Source organism: Paenibacillus hubeiensis, assembly GCF_032334105.1.
Taxonomy (GTDB): Bacteria; Bacillota; Bacilli; order Paenibacillales; family Paenibacillaceae; genus Paenibacillus; species Paenibacillus hubeiensis.
Genome location: NZ_JAVYAE020000010.1, coordinates 56,400 through 76,763, shown reverse-complemented (window position 1 = coordinate 76,763; position 20,364 = coordinate 56,400). Strand labels below are relative to the sequence as shown.

Here is a 20,364-nt window from a genome sequence, read left to right as displayed (position 1 = left end):
AAGAGGATTGCCGCGGATTCGGGCGTTCCTCTTTTTCAGTGTAAAGTCATATTATGAGATCGCCTGAAAAGCGTCGAGCTCCTCTTCCTCCATTTGGCGCATTCCGATCAGCAGCACAATGATATTCGCCACAAGCAGAATTGCAGGGAACCCTAAGGCCGCATATTGGCCATATATCAGATGGGTGCCCACAGCCCCAATCAGGATAAAAGTCAACAAACCGGCCGCAACCATGCGTGTACGCGGGATAAGCAGGCCCACGGCGCTCAGCAGCTCGACTGCACCGATGAGATACATCGTCCAAGCCGGATATGAAAATCCTTCGAAGGTCTGCACCATCATCTCCGATCCGCTTACCTTGTTGAACCCCGTCATCACGAACACCCCTGCCAAAATAACCAGCGCAATATAACCCAACATTTTCATTTCCATTCACTCCTGACGCATTATATTTGAATGTTCGAAAGCATCCTGCCAACGAAATGCATATTAAAAAGAATCTATGTAATAGCTGAGCAAACAGCTTTATTTTTAAAACGAATTTCTAGTATCGATAATTTAGTTGGTATTATTTAATACATTGTTATATTTTTATTATTTACTTACTTTTATGAAGCGAGTATATAATAATAACATTATTTAATCAAGTAATTTTTTGCGGAATGGTGTATAATACATACAAAAGGTATGTTACAGTAATAATTGTAGTAACTCTTTATTGACTTGCTTGTCCCCTTACCACGGTTCGAGTGACAGAAAGCCAAGCTCTTTATATATACAAATATGGATATGTCTTTACCGGAATTGAGGTGAATAGATTGAAGCTGAGAAAAAAAGCGTCGCCCAGCCCTTGCCTGATCACTCAGGCCATGGATATCATCGGCAAAAAGTGGGTGCTGCTGATCATGTATCAACTGCTGTCCGGCCCGAAACGGTTTACCGAATTGGAAGCCGAGATGGCCATCAGCGGCCGACTATTATCCGAACGCCTGAAGGAAATGGAGATGGAGGGCATCGTCTCGCGGCACATGTATCCGGAGATTCCTCCCCGCGTCGAATATGAACTGACCCCAAAAGGCAAAGCCATCGAACCTGTCATCAATCAAATTTATGGCTGGTCATCGGAGTGGCTCAAGAAATAGGCTTTATGGCTGCCTGCCGACAAAAACAACATGCTTTAACACAAAACGCCTGATTCTGGCTGACCCTTGCGGGTCGGTTCAGAATCAGGCGTTTTCGTTTATCGAATGGAGAGTTAGCGGACGTGGAGCTTTACAGGCAGGCCGGACTCGAGCGAAACCTGCGCCGCCACAGTGATTTCCTGCGTCCGATAAGCGTCTTCGTAGTCGGACAAAATGCGTGAGCGGTCGCCGGTGCGAAGCGCGTGAATGAACGCTTCATTTTCCCGTTCGTACGGATTGGCTCCCGCCGGAATCTCATGGCCGGCCATCGGATGCGGCGCCGCAACGGGCAGCAGAAGCCGATCAGGCGTCCAGTCCCACACGCCGCTAGCCGTGTAGAATTGCAGCCCCGCTCCGCCTTCTCCGTCCGGGAGCAGGCAGGTGTTCGCAATGCTTGCGATGGCGCCGCTTTGCAATTTGAGCGTGACATTGGCCACATCGTCCACGGTGACATTCTCGTGAGTCTCGTGCATGACTCGCTGCGCAGCGGCCGCGTATACCTCTGTCACCTCGCCCGCGCAGAAGCGCAGCAGGTCCACGATATGGGTGGTCTGCTCCACGAACTGACCACCCGATCCATCCTGGCGACGCCACCAGGCTACTCCCGGCATGCCGCCCATCCAGCGGCCAAGGGCCATGCCCACTTTTTGATTCTGCATCGCTTCCCGCAGCACCTGTGCAGCCCCTTGGTAACGGAAATGATATCCCACCGATGTCAACATATTCGTCTTTCTGATTTCGCCAAGCACCTGCTGCGGCACATCCAATCCCGTGCTCAGCGGTTTCTCGACCAGGAACGGGATGCCGCGGCGAATCAATTCCAATTCAATCGCACCGTGGGACATCGGAGGCACGCAAATATAGACCGCATCCAGCTTCTGTCCATCCAACATATGTCCCAACTCTTCATACCCGCCAGCATCGTAGACGTTGGCCATGGCTTCCGCCTTTTCCAGTGATGTGCCAAGAACGGCAGCCACGCGCACACCCTCCATCCGGGTCAATATATCTGCATGCACCTTGCTGAACCAGCCTGTGCCGATTATGCCAATCTGTAAAGTCATCGCTGCAGTCCCCTCTCCATGTTATACGCTTACATGTTCCATTCGACCCCCATTCGCTAAATCCTCCCTTAACGCCGAAACGAAACCTCGGACAACAATCGGTCCAATTCTTCGCCGTAATGCGAGGCCTGCTCCTCCGTCCAGTGCAAAACCTGGCTCATGTATGCGGCGACAGCGCCCTTCCATTGGCGAACTTCCCCGATCCGGAAAAAGAGAGCACCTGTGCGCCGTACCCAGAAGTCCGCCGGCGTCGCTGCCATCTCTTCCTCCATGGCATAGCTTGCCATCAAGAAAAGTTCGATCGGCATGCCGTGCACCTCTGATCTGCCCCGCAGACCCGACAAACGTGCATAAAGCCGATCCACGTTGGAGCCATAGGTGCGGACCAGCCTTTCCGCGACGGCTCGCTCCAGCCCCAACGCTACGCCGTCTTTGATTTTGCGCTCCGCATAAACAGCATATCCTGCCGACCCGCCGACGTCTCCGCCGGAAATGGGCAGCCGCTTCGTAATGCACGGGCCTGCGGACCGGCCTGTTTCCTCTTCCAGTTGGCGGGCCGCCAGATCAACGACCATTTCGGCCATTTTCCGATAACCGGTAAGCTTGCCGCCTGCAATCGTAATCAATCCCGAGCGGGACACCCACACTTCGTCTTTGCGGGAAATCTCGGAGGGACCCTTTCCTTCCTCATGAATCAGCGGGCGCACGCCTGCCCAGGCCGACTCCACGTCTTCCGCCGTAACACGCACGTCCGGAAACATGTTCCGGATCGCCTCCAACACATACTCCCGGTCGGAATCGTCGATGAGCGGATGAGCCGGGTCATCCTTATATACCGTGTCCGTCGTTCCTACATAGGTTTTCCCATCCCGCGGGACGGCAAAAACCATGCGCCCGTCGGGCGTATCGAAATATACCGCCTGCCTGAGCGGAAAACGCTTGCCGTCAAACACCAGATGAATGCCCTTGGTGAGCTGCAGCGTCTTCCCTTGGCGGGAACCGTCCAACTCGCGCAGACGGTCCACCCATGGTCCCGAAGCGTTTATCACCTTGTCGGCATGCAGCATGCAGGTTCGTCCATCCAACTGATCGGTCGCCTGAATGCCAACGACTTTGCCGTCCTTCTTAATGAAGCCATCGGCCTTCACATAGTTGATGGCTTGAGCTCCGCGGCTCACCGCCTCTTTCATCACTTCGATCGTAAGGCGGGCATCGTCCGTCCGATATTCCACGTATAGGCCGCCGCCCAGAAGCTCCTGCCTACGAAGCAGCGGCTCCATATCCGAGACGGCACGGGCATTCAGCATACGGCGGCGTTCGCTGTACTTCACGCCCGCCAGGCGGTCGTAAACCATCAAACCGATGGAGGTGCTCAGCCGACCGAACGTTCCGGTTTTATAAATGGGCAGAAGCATGGGCTCCGGCGTCGTCACATGGGGTCCGTTTTCATAAACGACGGCTCGCTCACGTCCGACTTCGGCAACCATTTTTACTTCGAATTGCTTTAAATAACGAAGTCCGCCATGAATCAGCTTGGTCGAGCGGCTGGAGGTTCCGGCAGCGAAATCCTGCATCTCCACCAAAGCCGTCTTCAGTCCGCGCGATGCGGCATCCAGCGCGATGCCGGCTCCGGTGATGCCTCCTCCGATAATCAGTATGTCAAAATGTGCATTCGCCATTTCATGTAATACATCGGTTCGTTTTCCGGCCGAGAACGTTGCAGTCATCCGAATCGCCTCCACTGATTTCCATTCATTTTCTCCGCAAAAGGACAAAAAAAAGACCACGTCATGCGCCGCAGCGATAGCTGAGCGTTACGTGGTCTCTCCCGATCTCCAGACATCATTTTTTAACTTGTGCCTTAATCCTACCACACAATTTGGGCGGCGTGAAGGCCTGAAATGACACATTATTCAAAAAATTTTTGAATCCACCTTTTGCTATAGGGTGTAATTTCAATATGACCCACATACCCTTTTATTTCCCTTATTATGGTTACCCCAATTCTGCGGACCAGGAAAATTAAACCTGCCTCTTTTGAATGATTTTCCACCATTTAATCACAGCTATTGTATATCTTTGTCGATAAAGTACAAATATCCACAACAAGGCCCGCCGGGTCTATTTAAACGCCATTGCCGCCCGGACTGCCCGCTGCCAACCCTTGTATAACTCCGTTCTTCTTTCCTCCGGCATGCTCGGACGGAACAAACGCTCCGTATTTTCATGATTGCTCAGCTCGGTTCTGCTCTTCCAGTAACCAACCGCAAGACCGGCAAGATAAGCCGCTCCCAAAGCCGTCGTTTCATTCACTGCAGGCCGCTCTACCGGCATGCCCAGAATGTCGCTCTGGAACTGCATGAGAAAATCGTTGGCCGCTGCCCCGCCGTCCACGCGCAAGGCCCCCACCTCGATACCCGAGTCCGATTCCATAGCCTCAAGGACATCCCGGGTCTGATAGGCCAGCGCCTCCAGCGTCGCCCGTATGAAATGCTCCTTGGTCGTGCCGCGCGTCAGGCCGAATATCGCACCTTTGACCTCGCTGTCCCAATATGGACTTCCGAGCCCCACAAAAGCCGGCACCATGTACACGCCATCCGTCGATGGGACGCGTGCTGCGTAGTCCTCGCTGTCACGCGACGAACGCAGCATCCGCAAGCCGTCCCGGAGCCATTGAATCGCCGAGCCTGCAACGAAGATGCTGCCCTCGAGCGCATACTCCACTCCGCCGTCGATGCCCCAGGCAATCGTGGTAATCAGCCCATGCTCCGATTGAACCGGCTCTTTGCCCGTATTCATCAGCATGAAACAGCCGGTTCCGTACGTATTTTTCATGCTCCCCCGCGTATAACAGCCTTGACCGAACAATGCGGCTTGCTGGTCTCCGGCCGCACCCGCGATCGGAACCCGGTGGCCGAAGAAATGATATTCCGTCGTGTGGGCATATACTTCGGAGGATCCCCTCACTTCCGGCAGCATCGCTTGCGGAATATCGAGAATGGCCAGCAGCTCTTCGTCCCATTTCAACTCGTAAATGTTGTACATCAGCGTACGGGAAGCATTGGACATATCGGTCACATGCGTCCCCCCGCTTAGCTTCCAGATCAGCCAGCTGTCGATCGTACCGAACAGCAATTCTCCGCGCTCGGCGCGTTCCCGCGCACCTTCCACATGATCCAGGATCCAACGTACTTTCGTTCCCGAAAAATAAGGATCTATGAGCAGCCCTGTTTTGCGATGGAATACGTCGTCCAGCCCTTTGGACTTAAGCTCCTCGCAAATTCCCGCCGTTTGGCGCGACTGCCAGACGACGGCATTGTAGATGGGACGCCCGCTTTCCTTGTCCCAGACCACCACGGTTTCGCGCTGATTGGTGATGCCGATGCCGGCAATTTGCGCCGGCTTAATGCCGCTCTCCGCCAGACAAGAAGCCATGACGGCCAGAATGGAGCTCCAGATTTCGTTGGCATTCTGCTCCACCCACCCCGGTTTAGGAAAATACTGCGGAAATTCCTGCTGTGCCGTGTGCACGATCTCCCCGTTTCGATTAAACAAAATTGCCCTTGAGCTGGTGGTCCCTTGGTCAAGGGCCATAATATATTGATCCATCCTTGCATCCCCTCCTGCACGCATTCGTTATGTTCACAGCACTGTTCATTGCGATTTCACGCCGGGTTACTTTGTAAGCGTTTTCCCATAGTGTCGGATCAGATCGTCATTGGACGTCGTTACCGCTCGAGCTCCGGCATGAAGAGCCTGCTCGACCTCCTGTACGGAACGGATCAAACCGCCCGCTATAATCGGTATCCCTGTGCGCTCATACACCTCGGTAATGATATGCGGAATGACGCCGGGCAGCACCTCGATGTAATCGGGCCGCGTTTTGTCGAGCAGCTGATAGCTTTTTTCCAGTGCATTCGTATCCAGCAGAAACACCCTCTGAATCGCAGTGATCCCTCTTTGCTTCGCTTTCTGAATCACGCTCGCCCGCGTCGAGATCAATCCTGCCGGACGGATCTGCTGACATAGGAACTCTGCCGCGAATTCATCGTTTTTGAGACCTTGCACCAGGTCGGCATGCAGCAGCATGTTTTTGTCCCGCCGCCGAGCCTCGTTCAAAATGCCCTGAAGCTGGCCGATATGGGTATCCAGCAGAATGCCGTATCGGTACGGCCCTGCGATGATCGCTTCGAACTGCTTCATGTTTTTGGCCGCCGGTAACATGCATTGTCCCTCAAATGGCATGGAGCTCCCCCTTACATGTTTCGGATGGTTCCATTGTATAATTGACAACTGTCGGTCAGCAAGATTTTCGAATACGAGAAATTATTTCAAATTTTAAGTATTCCGTGCATGAAAAAAGAACCAGTCAATAGTGACTGGCTCCTCGTTGTTTTTTATACGAATGAATTCGCATCTATTCATCAGGCATCAGGCGGGTCTAACAAACAATGATCTGCGGCGAAAGCTTCTTGGTTCTTTCGTTACGCCTGGGCATGCGGAAGAGAACTTGCTGCCACATCCCAAACATCACTTTCCGAAAGGTGGCCGGAACGATTGACCTTGGTTTGCAAATATTTCTCGTTATACGCCGAACGGTCCCCCCAGAGCGGAACACGTCCGCCAACGTTCAGTCCAGCCTCCTGCAAGGCAGCCAGCTTGCGAGGGTTGTTGGTGATCAGAGTAACCGGCTCTGGACGCAGTGCGCGCAGCACGGCGATGGCGTCATCGTAATTGCGTGCATCGTCCGTGAATCCAAGCTGAAGGTTGGCATCTACGGTGTCCATGCCTTCTTCCTGCAACAGATAAGCCATGGCTTTGCTGAACAAACCGATGCCGCGACCCTCATGGTTCGCCAAGTAGAACAAAGCTCCAGCGCCGTGAGCGGCAATCATCTTCATGGATTGCTCCAGCTGGAAGCCGCAGTCGCAGCGCTTGCTGCCAAAAATGTCGCCGGTATGGCAAATGCTGTGCATCCGAATGAGCGCTTCCGCGGCTTGGGCGAAATCGCCGTAAACAAGCACGCTGGATTGTTGACGTTCCGCCAGTTCAGCCGCCGCCAGTGATTCGATCAGTTCGCGGCTGTCCATCTCTTTCTCCGCCTTCATCCAGCTGTACCATTGGAAGATGCGTGTTTCGCCATCCAGATTCACCGGAAGCTTGATGGGGCCGACCAAGTATATAAATTCTTTTCCACTTGGAATAGTCTGTATTTTCGGGGCGAGCAATTGTATAGTATGCGAATTTATCATCGAAAGGTTCCTCCCGCTATGCGTTCTAAAGCTATTTTATGATTCGCGTCCGGGCAAGCGGACCACTTGAATAGGCATCTGCAGTGATATATATCATTGTCATCATCATTAGTTACTTTATGTAAGCAAGTTTAAAATAAAAATTAGATGGTGTCAAGTAACTTTTGTTTTTAAAGTAACTGACAAATCTATAACTAAATCATGGACACAAATTTGTGATTCGTTTCAGGAATATTGGTTATGAGTTTAGAAACTGCTCATACAATGATGTTGTAGTCGGCAAAATCCACTTTACTTCACGTTGGCATCTTAACCTTAAGGGGGTAGTGCATATGATCCGCCGAAAAAGAGCTTGCTGGGTCGCCGCATTCATGGCATGCGTTCTGCTATTGGGCGGGTGTTCCATTTGGCCAGGGCAGGACGATTCAGCGACCAGCAAAAAGGTAGCGCTTACATTGTGGTATTGGAACCGTTCCATTGACGACAAGCTGTTAGCCAAGGCACAGGAGCAGTTCCCCAACATTCAACTAACGGCCCAAAAAATCGGGGGCGACTTCAAAGCCAAACTCAAAACCACGCTTGCAGCCCGTTCCGGCGAACCGGATATCGTTGCGTTGAACGACTGGATCATGGAGCTCTTTCCGAGTGAGGACCGTTTCTATAACCTGTATGATCTCGGCGCGGGAGACATTGAAGACCAATATCTGGAGTGGAAGTGGAAACAAGGCGTGACGCCAAGCGGACAAATGATCGGATTCCCGATGGATACGGGACCAACCGCCCTGTTCTATCGCGAAGACCTGTTCCGGGAAGCCGGACTGCCGTCCGATCCGGATGAAGTATCCCGTCAGATCAACAGCTGGGAAGCTTATGCAGCGGCCGGCGAGAAGCTCAAGAATGCGTTCGGAGGCAAAGTGTTTCTGACCGACAATATTGGTAGCGTTTACAATCAAGTGTTGTCTCAAGGCACGGACCGCTACTTCCAGCCGGACGGAACGTTCCTTGGCCTGGATTCGCCTCTGGTCAAGACGAGCTGGGATACCGCGATATCCTTCAAGGAAAAGGGACTGCTGGCCAATGCCGACGGGTGGACTCCCGGCTGGAACGCAGCCATGAACAACGGGGAAATCGCCTCCTTCGTGGGCGCTGTATGGATGAAGCAAGTGCTGCAGGAGGCCGCCCCGGATACGTCCGGCAAATGGAGGGTAGCCCGTGCGCCGGGCGGAGATGGCAACAATGGCGGATCCTTTTTGTCCATTCTTAAATCCAGCGAACATCCGCAGGAAGCTTTTGAACTGATTCGCTGGCTGCAAAATCCGGAAAACCAATTGGAACAATACCAGACGTTGAACCTGTTCCCGTCCGCGCCAAGCGTATTCGATTCGCCTTCCATGAAAGAGGAAGAGCCTTTCTTTGGCGGGCAAGCTACCGGAAGCGTATTTGCCGAATCGGCACAACACGTCCCGATTGCCTTCTTTGGCGAAAGGTATCCTTCCGTGCATGGCATCATTACGCGGCGCCTGAACGATATCGCCAAGCAGAATGCCAATCCGCAGCAAGTATGGAATGATACGGTGCAGCGCGTCGACCGCGAGCTGCAGCGTTAGGTTGTATGAATGGCACCGCCCATGCAAGGATGACCCGCAAAGGAGGAAATTCCCATGGCCGTAACTGAACCGCGTCTTACTCCGGATCAAGCCGGCGCACGCCCCGATCTGGATCGTCAGAAACCTCTCCTGTCCCGCATCTGGGAAAACCGCTCGTTATATGTAGCTATTTCGCCGTTTTATATTCTGTTTGCCGTCTTCGGACTCTTTCCGATCGGATTTTCATTATATCTTGCCTTCCACAAGTGGGATGGCATCGGCATCATGACCTATAACGGACTGAACAATTTCAAATACATGTTAACCGATGCCGAGTTCTGGCAGGCGGTGGGGAACACCTTTGCCATCTGGATCTACTCGACGATTCCGATGCTCTTCTTTGCCCTGATTATAGCCTTCCTGCTGCATGCACCGTTTGTGAAATTCCGTACCCTCTTCCGCGTCGGCTATTTTCTGCCCAACGTCACGTCCATCGTGGCCGTTGCCATTATTTTCGGGGCCTTGTTTGCCAACAATTACGGCTTCCTCAATTATTTGCTGCAATCGGTCGGCCTTCCGGTCGTGGAATGGCTGAATGCGCCATGGGGCATCAAGGTTGCGATTTCTTCCATGGTCGTCTGGCGCTGGACCGGGTATAATGCCGTCATTTACCTGGCCGGTCTCCAGAGCATTCCCCAAACGCTGTACGAAGCTGCCCGCATTGACGGGGCTTCGGGCGTGCAGTCCTTTTTCCGAATTACGATCCCGATGCTGCGGCCCGTCATTCTGTTCACAGTCATCACGTCGACCATCGGCGGCATGCAGCTGTTTACGGAACCGCAAATTCTGGTGGGCAATGACGGCGGATCAGGCGCTGCCGGAATGACGATCGTGCTTTATTTGTACCGGGAATCGTTCATCAACAACTATTTCGGATACGGCGCTGCCGTCGGGTGGGGCATGTTCCTGATCATCGCGCTGTTCTCGATCGTGAACTGGAAGCTCGTTCAAGGCAAGTCATCCTGATGTGACAAGGAGGAGCGCTCATGGCATCCAAACACCTCAAATCGTTCGTGCTTTATATCGGCTTGGCCGCAGGCATGATCATTTCGATGTTTCCGTTCTACTGGCTGGTCGTCATGTCTACCCGAACCACGTCCGACATTTATGCTTTTCCGCCCAGGCTCTGGTTCGGCGGGGAGCTATGGAACAACATCACCCGGGTGATGCAGCAAATCGACTTCTGGGGAGCTTTTGTAAACACGTTTCTCGTCGCAGCCACGGTCACGCTGCTGGTGCTGTTCTTCGATTCCCTTGCCGGTTTTGCCTTTGCAAAGTTTGAATTCCCCGGCAGAAAGTGGCTCTTCGTTGTGCTGCTCGCCACGATGATGGTACCTTCTCAGCTGTCGCTCGTTCCATCGTTCGTGTTGATGGCTACCTTCGGCTGGGTCGGCTCGTTCAAAGCATTGATCATTCCGGGCATGGTCAACGCCTTCGGCATATTCTGGATCCGGCAGTATGCGACCGAGTCGATTCCAAGCGACCTGCTCGACGCGGGTCGGATCGACGGATGCGGATTCTTCCGACTATACTGGAACGTTGCCCTGCCGATCTTGCGACCTGCCTTTGCTTTCCTCGGCGCCTTCACGTTCATCGGCGTATGGAACGACTATTTGTGGCCGCTTATCGTCCTGACCGACGAACGAAAGTACACGCTGCAGATTGCGTTATCCCAACTGAACGGGCTATACAACACGGACTATGCCATGGTTATCGCCGGCACGCTGCTGGCAGTCATTCCGCTCATCGTCATGTTCCTGTTCATCAGCCGCCAGTTCATCTCGGATATCGCAGCCGGGGCAGTAAAAGATTAATTTAAATTCCAGATACGGGTAATTTTGATCCGTCCCTGAATTCTGATATGCTTGATGGCAGAGTACCCACCAGACGTTTCAGAAAAGAGGGATAGCAACCATGGCTTCTTCACGTTATATGATCGGCGTGGATATCGGCACTACCTCCACCAAGGCCGTCCTGTTCGAACAAAACGGAACGATCGTGGCCCAGGGCAGTGTCGATTATCCGCTATACACGCCTACGCCTGCCATTGCGGAGCAGGATGCGGACGACATTTTCAACGCCGTCTTGGCTTCGGTCAAACAGGCTACCTCCACTGCAGGCATTCAGCCGGGCGAGGTCATGCTGGTGTCATTCAGTTCGGCGATGCACAGCATCTTGCCCGTAGACGAGCATGGCAAACCGTTAATGCGGGCCATGACTTGGGCGGACAACCGTAGCGCCGAATGGACGGAAGCGCTCAAAGCCGATATGAACGGCCACGAAATATATTTGCGGACCGGGACGCCGATTCACCCGATGTCGCCTTTGACCAAAATCATGTGGTTCACCCGGGAAGAGCCCGAGTTGTTCAAACGGACGCACAAACTGGTTTCCATGAAAGAATATGTATTCTACCAGCTGTTCTCCGACTACGTCATCGACCATTCCATGGCATCGGCTACCGGAATGATGAACCTGGAGAAGCTGGATTGGGACGAAGAAGCGCTCCATGTCGCGGGCATTACGACGGAACACCTGTCCAAGCTCGTGCCGACAACCCATGTGATCAAACAAGGGTTGAATCCGGAACACGCCAAGGCGATGGGAATTGCCGAAACGACTCCTTTCGTGATCGGAGCAAGCGACGGCGTACTCTCCAATCTCGGGGTCAACGCCATCGATCCGGGCGTGGTCGCGGTCACGATCGGTACCAGCGGCGCCATCCGTACGGTCGTGGACAAACCCGTAACCGATCCGAAGGGACGCTTTTTCTGTTACGCACTCACCGAGAATGCATGGGTGATCGGCGGTCCGGTCAACAACGGCGGCGTGATCTTCCGCTGGATTCGCGACGAATTCGCCGCATCGGAGGTGGAGACGGCCAAACGGCTCGGCATCGATCCGTACGAAGTGCTTACCCGGGTTGCCGAAAACGTGCCTCCGGGTTCCGAAGGCTTGCTGTTCCACCCTTACATGACGGGAGAACGCGCCCCACTCTGGAATCCGAATGCGCGCGGCTCCTTCTTCGGCCTGACGCTGCATCACAAAAAGGAGCATATGATCCGCGCGGCGCTCGAAGGCGTGCTTTTCAACCTGTACACGGTGATGTTGGCCATCGAGGAAAAAATCGGACGCCCCGCCAAAATCCAGGCTACGGGCGGCTTTGCACGCTCCGAGCTGTGGCGGCAGATGATGGCCGACATCTTCGATCAGGATGTCATCATTCCGGAAAGCATCGAGAGCTCCTGCCTGGGCGCAGCCGTACTCGGCCTGTATGCGCTGGGCCGCATCGATTCGCTGAGCGCCGTATCGGGCATGATCGGTTCGACCCACCGGCACAAGCCGGACCCGGACAGCGTGCGTGTCTACCGCGAGCTGCTGCCGATCTTCATCCGCATCTCGCGCAAATTCGATGAAGAGTACGCGGACATCGCCGCTTTCCAGAACAAGGCTGCACGGCAATAAGCATCGCCTGATCACAGCAACGGCAGCGTTCCCGTGATCAGGGCGTAGAATCCGGCAGCCCTCCGGTATCGGGAGGGTTGTCGGTTTTCTTTTTTCTATGGTATCTCATCTCGCTTGGAGACCTTATTCTATATATGATGGGAGAATGAATTTCATGGACAAAAAAGCACTCAAAATATTGCAAAGTTTCTTCTGGGGAAACGGCGGATGGAAATCGCCGCAGACTCCTTTTACGGGGGAAGACTTCGAGTATGCCAAAAGCAAAGGCGTCATGTTCGACCCTCTCACCATTTCGCATGATGAAATCGTTCAGCGGCTGCACTCCATGCACCAGGAACACAACATCAAGGAACAGGCGGCCATCGCATTTCTGCACAGCCTGTCCACGCGAAAAGTACATCTTCGCAGCGCGCTCTCCAGTTGGGCCCTGACGGCGCCTTTGCCGCTGCATACCTACGGCGAGCGTCCGGCGCTTCACGCCAATTCCAGCGCATGTGGAGACTGCAACTTCCAACGGCTGCGTTCCGATCGCGAGTACGTCGCTCAGGACTTGAACGTCCTGAATTTTGAACGCATACGGTGGGGCGGAGTGCGCCATGATCTGCTGTTATACTGCCTGATGGATTTGGAGCTGCTGTTAACTGACGAAGATACCTATGAAGTAACCGATGCCGATATCGCCATCCTGCGCGGCATGCTGGAAACGATATATGCCTGTGAGCCTGGTGAGGGTGCTCGCAAGCTGGAGAAGCGGTGGAAAACCATCTTCCCGTCCAACCAATATGAGCGCGATGCCATTCTGGAAATTTGGAGCGCAGCCGGCATTTTAGCCGAGACAGATACACCGCGCATCGGAAGAGGTGGTTCAAGCGATTTCCGTTTTGCCTCGACCTGGCAAGGGAATGACCGGTACAGTGAAGAAGCTGTGAAATCGTATTTCGGAGCCTGGCTTTCCTGAACTTACCACGATGGCGACAAGAGCTTCCGGGCAATAATGACAATAATGACATCGACAGACTTCCTGCCGAACTCGTATAATAGGGGAAATATGGAGATGGGAGTGAAACAAGCAAAGTTATGTTATATTTAGCTGCATTTCTGTTGTCATTTGCTGTCGTGGTTCTGCTCATTCCTCCGCTTGGGCGTCTTGCCCACCGTCTTGATTTCGTGGACAAGCCCCGCGAGGACGTGGAGCGCAAACTCCACAGGCAGCCCATTCCGCTGACGGCAAGCTATGCGATATTTACAGGATTTTTTCTTACATATATTTTGTTCACCAAACAGTTGTCTATGGAAACGGCCGCCCTGTTCGTCGGCGGGATGCTGCTTCTGACGATCGGCACCATCGACGATTGGTATAAAACGAAGGGCAAGGACTTTCCAGCGCTGCCCAAAATGATTATCCAGATTTCCGCGGCGGTGCTCGTTTTTGCCTCAGGCATCGCTTTTACGGGATTCGTTAATCCGTTGACGTCCGAGTATATCATGCTCCCGGTCTGGCTGCAGTTCATCCTGACCATTCTATGGATTTTCGGCGTAACTACCGTCATTAACTTTTCCGACGGTATGGACGGGCTGGCTGGCGGACTTTCGGCCATTTCCGCTGTCACGCTGTTCGTCGTAGCGCTGGCGAAAGGACAGGCTGATTCAGCCCTGATGTCCATCGTACTGGTAGGCGTCACGGTTGGTTATCTGAAATACAACAAGCCGCCTGCGAAAGTGTTCATGGGTGATGCGGGCGCAACCTTCCTAGGTTTCATCCTGGCAGTCATCGCTCTTGACGGAGCATTCAAGCAAGCAACGATGCTGTCGCTCTTTATTCCGATCCTTGCGCTTGGCGTACCGATCTTTGACAACATCTTTGTCGTGGTCAAACGTTTCCTGCAAGGAAAAGCGATCTACCAAGCCGATGCCAGCCAAGCCCACTATCGTCTGCTTCGGGCAGGCTTGAGCCATAAACAGGTCGTAGGCGTGCTCTATCTGATCAGCACATGCCTTTGCCTTTCATCGATCATTCTGCTGCTCGTCGAGCGATAGAAGATGTCCATCCCGGCGTCTGCCAGACTTTGCAATATTCAGTCGATGTTAGAGCGTGTGGCTTGGCAACCTGAAGCATGCAGAAAGGAACGATTCCCGCAGGGAATCGTTCCTTTTGGCTTTCATTTGAACTTGTCGCTACCCCCACCGCCTTCTTCAGTTTACATCAGGCCGTTTTGAATGACGTTGTTGCTGCCGCTGCGACCAGACCTTCCATACAGCCGCTGCACGGTTTCTACGAACAATTTCGTCGCACTGGATGCTTCGGCAAACGAAGGCAAGGCCAGGTCTACCTCACGGTAGATTTTAGGCTCCAGCATAATGGCCTTCAGTCCTGCCGGCAGCCCGGCGAGAAGCATGGTCGGCAGCAATGCCACGCCGAGCCCCTCCTGAACCATGTTCAGGCAAGCGTTGACGTTATGGACCGTGAAACTGACGTTCAGTCCTGCCTTGCTGCGCCGGAAGATGTCGTAGATTGGCACCTCGTAACCGCCGTTGCAAATAATGAAAGCCACGCCTTCAAGCTGGCGGATGGACAGTACGGTTTCGCTTGCCAGCGCATGGTCATCTCTGCACACAAGCTGCATCTCTTCTTCAAGCAGCGGAATGCTCTCGAATTCCCCCTGCTCCGATGCAATAATCAGGCCGACATCGATTTCGCGTTGGTCCAGCCACTCCCTAATGTCGTTTACCGTTCCTTCACGCAAGTCGAATTCAATGCCCGGGTAACGTTCGCGAATGTCGCGAATGACGCGTGGCAGCAGGTGCGTAGACGTCATTGGGAACGATCCGATGCGAATCTTGCCGATTTCCAACCCTTTCTCGGCAGCGACCAATTGTTCCATCTGTTCAAACTGCTTCAAAATGACGCGGCTCTGGACAAGCAGGCGGCTGCCGATATCGGTCAGCATCAGTCCTTGGCGGCGGTCGCGGATCATCAGCCTGACGCCCAGCTCGTTCTCCAATGCGGAGATGGACCGGCTGACGGCAGGTTGCGTGATGTTCAGCTTTTCCCCGGCCCGGGTGAAGCTGCCGGTTTCGGCTACTTGAACGAATAATTCCAATTGTGCTCTATTCATAACAATATGGTTATACTCCTTATGAATAACATGCATTTCAATCATGGGTGTTTATATTGTACCATGTAGTATACAGTATCATCCATCAGGACGATACATCGTGACTATCATGCGTCCGTGTCAGGTGCAATTAAGGAAAAGAGGGATTCACATGCAGCTTTCCCGTTTCAAAACGAACGTATATCTCGGCATTCTTGTCCTCCTGTGGGGCTGGAACTGGCCGCTCACGAAGTATGGGTTAATCTTTATGCCTCCGCTTCTGTTTGCAGGCTTCCGCCTGCTGATCGGGGGCGTCATTCTCGTGCTCATCGCCCTTCCGCGGCTGCACATGCTGCGGCTAAAGGAGAACTGGCCCGTATATGCCCTGTCCGCACTACTGAACATCGTGTTTTACTACGGTTTTCAGACCGTTGGTTTGGCCCATGCGCCGGCAGGCCTGTTCTCCTCCATCGTTTTCCTGCAGCCCGTGCTGATTGGCATTGGAGCCTGGCTATGGCTGGGCGAGTCGATGAATGCCATCAAAATCGTCGGACTGGTGCTCGGCTTCGCAGGGGTCGCCACGATCAGCATCGGAGGCATCACGGGCAACGTCTCGGCAGCGGGCATCGCGTTGGCGCTGGCCTCTGCCATTAGCTGGGCCCTCGGCGCGATTTATATGAAAAAAAATGCGGCTCGCGTCGACGGGCTATGGATGACGGCAACGTCGGTATTGGCCGGAGGCATCGTGTTGACGGCCACGGGAAGCATCACTGAGAGCTGGGCCTCGGTGCGCTGGACGATTCCGTTCATGCTGGACACATTGTTCATTGCACTGCTGGTCATCGCGCTGGGATGGTTGCTGTATTTCAAACTGCTCGGCTCCGGCGAAGCTAGCAAGGTCGGTTCGTTCACCTTCCTGATTCCGCTGATCTCCATCCTGACCAGCGTGCTCATGTTCGGCGAGAGCGTCAGCCTGAATCTGATTGCCGGCCTGGTCCTGATTTTGTTCAGCATCGTGCTGGTTAATCGCCGCACAGCAGGACCGCAAACGGCTAAATCCTCAGCTTCATAAAAGCATCACCGCGTTGCTATAAAAAAATTTTTAGCCAAACTTGGGCTAAAAAGATAGGGATTCCCTCTCACATCTGGTATAATAGCAAAAAATTTCAGTAACTTGAGGGGATGACTATGGAATTTATTAGCACACGGGGAAATGTCGGCGGCATCGGTTTTGTGGACTCCATTTTGATGGGGCTTGCCGACGACGGCGGCCTGCTCGTACCGACGGCCATACCACAATTATCATCCGAAACACTTCAATCCTGGCAGTCGCTCAGCTATCAGGAGCTCGCTACGGAAGTGTTCTCGCTATACATTGGTGACGACATTCCGAAGGACGACCTTCGGAGACTGGTAGACGACAGCTATGGCACGTTCCGTCATCCGGAAGTAACGCCAGTGCGGCACTTGCAAGACAACGAATACGTGTTGGAACTGTTCCATGGGCCTACATTTGCCTTCAAGGACGTTGCTCTGCAATTCCTCGGCAACCTGTACGCTTACGTCTCCCGCAAACGCGACATCAAAGTCAACATACTCGGCGCTACTTCGGGTGATACCGGCGCTTCCGCCATTGAAGGCGTAAGCGGCAAGGAAGGCATCCGGATCTGTATCCTGCATCCGCACGGCAAAGTCAGCAAAGTGCAGGAGCTGCAAATGACGACCGTGCACAGCGACAACGTGCTCAACCTGTCCGTCGACGGCAACTTCGACGACTGCCAGCGCATTATCAAGGAACTGTTCGCAGACGTTGATTTCAAGCATCGTTATCACTTGCGTGCCATCAATTCCATTAACATCGCCCGTATTTTGGCACAAACCGTGTATTATTTCTACGCATACTTCCGTCTGAACAAGGCGAACGGAGCTACGATTAACTTTAGCGTGCCGACAGGCAATTTCGGCGACATTTTCGCGGGTTACCTGGCTAAACGGATGGGACTGCCGATCGGCAAACTCATCCTGGCTACGAATGAAAACAATATCCTGGAACGCTTCGTCAGCGAAGGCGTTTATCAGCCTGGCGCATTCCGCAGCACGCATAGCCCGTCGATGGACATTCAGGTGGCAAGCAACTTCGAGCGTTACCTGTACTATCTGTACCAAGAGGATGCCTCCGCGGTTGTTGCGCTGATGGACCAATTCAAAAACGAAGGCAAAGTGGTCATCCCTGAGGACAAACTGGCCATCGTTCAGCGCGATTTTGCAGCTTATGGCGTTAAAAACCAGGAGTGTCTCGATAAAATCGCCGAAATTCATGCCGGCACGGGCTACCTGCTTGACCCGCATACTTCTTGCGGCGTTGTGGCCGCGGAGCATCGCGGCAGCCGGGATGAAATCAACGTGACCTTGGCCACTGCTCATCCGGCTAAATTCAACGAATCGATTGCGCTCGTGAACATCGAGCAGGAGTACCCTGAGCAAATTCAGGCCTTGTTCGAGAAGCCGCAGTATCAAACGACCGTTGGCAATTCCAATGAGGAAATCGCCCAACAATTGGAGAAGTTTTTCTGATTCGATCCCATTGCAAAAACAGGCCGGCGCGAATATCCCACCGTATTCGCTGATCCCGGTACAAGCAAAGCCCGCATTCCATAAAGGAAGCGGGCTTTGCTGCGTTTTTGCGTCATTAAGGGGACTTCAAGAAGGCTTCACAAAAAGGCTTCATGCAGATCATCGCTTATATCTTCCGATTGAAAAGCGGCTCGGGCTTTTGCCAGGTCTGTGCCCAAGGCTCCCGTTTAGCGTTTCCCGCCCATCCCGGTCGATCCAGTTCCACCAAGCGACGATATCGTTCTTCCTTCGCCAGCAGCTGTTCGTGAGAGCCCCGCATCGCAATTCGCCCGTTCTCCATAAAGATCAGCTCATCCATCTGTTCGGCGCCCATCAGGTGATGGGTCACCCAGATCATCGTTTTGCCCTGCATGCTTTCCAGCATCGTACGCATCAGCGCGCGTTCCGTCATCGGATCAAGCCCTACCGTCGGTTCGTCGAGGATGACAACGGGCGTATCACGAAGCAGAACCCGCGCCAGCGCGATCCGCTGCCGCTCACCACCCGAGAATCGTTGGCCCGTCTCCAGCATCGGCGTTTCGTAACCCAGGGGCAGCGACTGAATGAGGTCGGCAAGCCCTACTTGGGCTGCAACGCGGCGCAGTTGTTCGTCTGTCGCGTCCGGACGGCCGATCCGCAAATTGTTCGCAACCGTCGTATCAAACAGATGCGGATGCTGGTTTAATACGGAAATCACCTCAGGCAGGCTCTCGCCGAGGGACTGTACAGGCTGTTCGTTGAATAACACTTTTCCGACGGATGGTTCAAGCGCGCCTTGAATAAGTTTAAGCAGCGTCGATTTGCCGCCGCCGCTCCGCCCAAGGATCGCCAGTCGCTTGCCTTGCGGCAGATGAAGCGTGAGTTCATGCACCGCGTCCTCGTCATCCTGGCCGTAGCGAAAGCTGACGCGGTCCAGGCGGATATCCGCTTTGTACTTCGGATGAATCCGGATGCGGATGCGATGGTCAGACAGCCGTTCCAGGCTTGGCTCGGCAGGATTCGGCGAAATGCGCTCCAGGCGGGGCTCGGCTTCCTTCTGCTGCCCTTGTTCGCCCTCGGTACCTTCCAACCGCCGCAAGCGGTCCAGCGATTCCCGATACCTCGGGATATGCTGGACCGCTTCGGACACGGGCAGTACCGCTTCCGCAAGCGGAAACACGACCAGCGCAAAGGCCGCGATCATCACTGCCGGGACATGCCCGGCAAAGGCTTGTCCGCCTGCCCAGATGGTGACGGAGCAGACCGTCAGGCCGATAACGCACTGGGCAAGCAGGTCGCGCCAGCGCGTCCATTGCTGCAATCTGCCGCGAACCTCATCGGCCCGCCCTTCCTCCGCCTCCTGCTGCAGGACGAATTCGCGTACGCGTCCACTGGCCATCCAGTCGCCCAGTCCCAATACGCCGTCCGTTAAGCGGGTGTACAGGTTGGCGTTTTCCCGTTTCATCCGCACATGCAGCTTCCATGTCATCTTAAGGGACAAGGCAGGCAGGATGCCTACCAAAACCAGCAGATACAGACCGATCCAAAGCGCGAATCCCGGGTCCATGCTGCCAAACGCCGCCACGGCTGCCGCATAGAGAATCAGCGAGGTAACCGCCGGGAATACGGTGCGCAGGTAGATGTCCTGCAGCCGTTCCACATCATCCGCCAATGCGCCCAGTACATCCCCGGCCCGCATGCGGGAACGCAGGAACAAGGCTTGCGGTTCAAGGATGCGGTACAGTTTCACGCGTTGATCGGCAAGCACGCGCAATACCGCATCATGACCGGCGAGACGTTCGGCATACCGGAATACCGCCCGAAAGATGCCGAATGCACGCACGCCTACAATCGGCACATACACCATCAAGATGTTTTCCGGACGGAGGGCAGACTTGGAGATCAGATAGCCGGAGGTGAACAGCAGCATAACCGCGCACAGCGCAGCAAGCGTGCCGAGCGCTATAACGAGCACGAAGCGCCAGCGATGCCGGAACGCATGGGGAGCAATCCAGCCACGCCGTGGCGCTTTGCCTTCCATTGCCTCCCCTTCATATCTACCTTGCATG

Annotated in this window: 17 protein-coding genes; 9 read left to right on the top strand and 8 right to left on the bottom strand. The window is 54.0% G+C overall.

The features are described 5' to 3' along the window. Window positions 1-51: 51 nt before the first annotated feature. Entirely contained in the window at window positions 52-426 is a 375-nt protein-coding gene (locus tag RSX24_RS22375; protein ID WP_339275121.1) for a DoxX family protein, read from the bottom strand. Between the two features lie 443 nt (window positions 427-869). Between RSX24_RS22375 and RSX24_RS22370 the strand changes: the two genes are divergently transcribed. Next, complete coding sequence (locus RSX24_RS22370) at window positions 870-1,142, top strand: winged helix-turn-helix transcriptional regulator (RefSeq protein WP_236413730.1); 273 nt, start codon at window positions 870-872, stop codon at window positions 1,140-1,142. 113 nt (window positions 1,143-1,255) lie between these two features. On the opposite strand, the gene RSX24_RS22365 is transcribed toward RSX24_RS22370, so the two are convergent. From RSX24_RS22365 to RSX24_RS22345, 5 genes are all read right to left on the bottom strand, one after another. Next, window positions 1,256-2,245 (bottom strand): Gfo/Idh/MocA family protein, encoded by a 990-nt coding sequence (locus RSX24_RS22365; protein ID WP_343261821.1) that lies wholly within the window; start codon window positions 2,243-2,245, stop codon window positions 1,256-1,258. Window positions 2,246-2,313: 68 nt separating this feature from the next. After that, window positions 2,314-3,972 (bottom strand): glycerol-3-phosphate dehydrogenase/oxidase, encoded by a 1,659-nt coding sequence (locus tag RSX24_RS22360; RefSeq protein WP_236413272.1) that lies wholly within the window; start codon window positions 3,970-3,972, stop codon window positions 2,314-2,316. A gap of 394 nt (window positions 3,973-4,366) precedes the next feature. Continuing rightward, on the bottom strand, window positions 4,367-5,854 hold the full coding sequence (glpK, locus tag RSX24_RS22355; RefSeq protein ID WP_236413274.1) for a glycerol kinase GlpK: 1,488 nt from the start codon (window positions 5,852-5,854) through the stop codon (window positions 4,367-4,369). A gap of 66 nt (window positions 5,855-5,920) precedes the next feature. Next, window positions 5,921-6,490, bottom strand: a complete 570-nt coding sequence (locus RSX24_RS22350; RefSeq protein ID WP_343261820.1) for a glycerol-3-phosphate responsive antiterminator — start codon at window positions 6,488-6,490, stop codon at window positions 5,921-5,923. 239 nt (window positions 6,491-6,729) lie between these two features. After that, the gene (locus RSX24_RS22345) at window positions 6,730-7,497 is read right to left on the bottom strand and encodes a GTP cyclohydrolase II (RefSeq protein WP_339275129.1); all 768 of its coding nucleotides are present in this window, start codon (window positions 7,495-7,497) and stop codon (window positions 6,730-6,732) included. Window positions 7,498-7,829: 332 nt separating this feature from the next. On the opposite strand from RSX24_RS22345, the gene RSX24_RS22340 reads away from it, so the two are divergent. The 6 genes from RSX24_RS22340 to RSX24_RS22315 all read left to right on the top strand — a co-directional run bounded on the left by RSX24_RS22340 (window position 7,830) and on the right by RSX24_RS22315 (window position 14,645). Further along, window positions 7,830-9,104 (top strand): ABC transporter substrate-binding protein, encoded by a 1,275-nt coding sequence (locus RSX24_RS22340; protein ID WP_339275130.1) that lies wholly within the window; start codon window positions 7,830-7,832, stop codon window positions 9,102-9,104. A 54-nt stretch (window positions 9,105-9,158) separates the two neighbouring features. Beyond that, window positions 9,159-10,109 (top strand): carbohydrate ABC transporter permease, encoded by a 951-nt coding sequence (locus RSX24_RS22335; RefSeq protein WP_236413282.1) that lies wholly within the window; start codon window positions 9,159-9,161, stop codon window positions 10,107-10,109. A gap of 20 nt (window positions 10,110-10,129) precedes the next feature. Beyond that, window positions 10,130-10,957 carry a carbohydrate ABC transporter permease gene (locus RSX24_RS22330; protein WP_339275131.1) on the top strand — a complete coding sequence of 276 codons (828 nt, stop codon included), beginning with the start codon at window positions 10,130-10,132 and terminating at the stop codon, window positions 10,955-10,957. Window positions 10,958-11,057: 100 nt separating this feature from the next. Next, window positions 11,058-12,608: a gluconokinase gene (gntK, locus tag RSX24_RS22325; RefSeq protein WP_343261819.1), complete on the top strand. Its 1,551-nt coding sequence runs from the start codon at window positions 11,058-11,060 to the stop codon at window positions 12,606-12,608. 154 nt (window positions 12,609-12,762) lie between these two features. Further along, window positions 12,763-13,566: a hypothetical protein gene (locus RSX24_RS22320; protein WP_343261818.1), complete on the top strand. Its 804-nt coding sequence runs from the start codon at window positions 12,763-12,765 to the stop codon at window positions 13,564-13,566. A 119-nt stretch (window positions 13,567-13,685) separates the two neighbouring features. Further along, window positions 13,686-14,645 (top strand): MraY family glycosyltransferase, encoded by a 960-nt coding sequence (locus RSX24_RS22315; protein ID WP_343261817.1) that lies wholly within the window; start codon window positions 13,686-13,688, stop codon window positions 14,643-14,645. A 161-nt stretch (window positions 14,646-14,806) separates the two neighbouring features. Here RSX24_RS22315 and RSX24_RS22310 read toward each other — a convergent pair whose 3' ends face one another. Further along, window positions 14,807-15,724, bottom strand: a complete 918-nt coding sequence (locus RSX24_RS22310) for a LysR family transcriptional regulator (protein WP_343261816.1) — start codon at window positions 15,722-15,724, stop codon at window positions 14,807-14,809. A gap of 151 nt (window positions 15,725-15,875) precedes the next feature. Between RSX24_RS22310 and RSX24_RS22305 the strand changes: the two genes are divergently transcribed. Further along, window positions 15,876-16,775, top strand: a complete 900-nt coding sequence (locus tag RSX24_RS22305; RefSeq protein WP_236413294.1) for a DMT family transporter — start codon at window positions 15,876-15,878, stop codon at window positions 16,773-16,775. A gap of 116 nt (window positions 16,776-16,891) precedes the next feature. Continuing rightward, window positions 16,892-18,277, top strand: a complete 1,386-nt coding sequence (thrC, locus tag RSX24_RS22300; protein ID WP_236413296.1) for a threonine synthase — start codon at window positions 16,892-16,894, stop codon at window positions 18,275-18,277. Between the two features lie 166 nt (window positions 18,278-18,443). On the opposite strand, the gene cydC is transcribed toward thrC, so the two are convergent. Continuing rightward, the gene (gene cydC, locus RSX24_RS22295) at window positions 18,444-20,363 is read right to left on the bottom strand and encodes a thiol reductant ABC exporter subunit CydC (protein WP_343261815.1); all 1,920 of its coding nucleotides are present in this window, start codon (window positions 20,361-20,363) and stop codon (window positions 18,444-18,446) included. Window position 20,364: the final 1 nt, after the last annotated feature.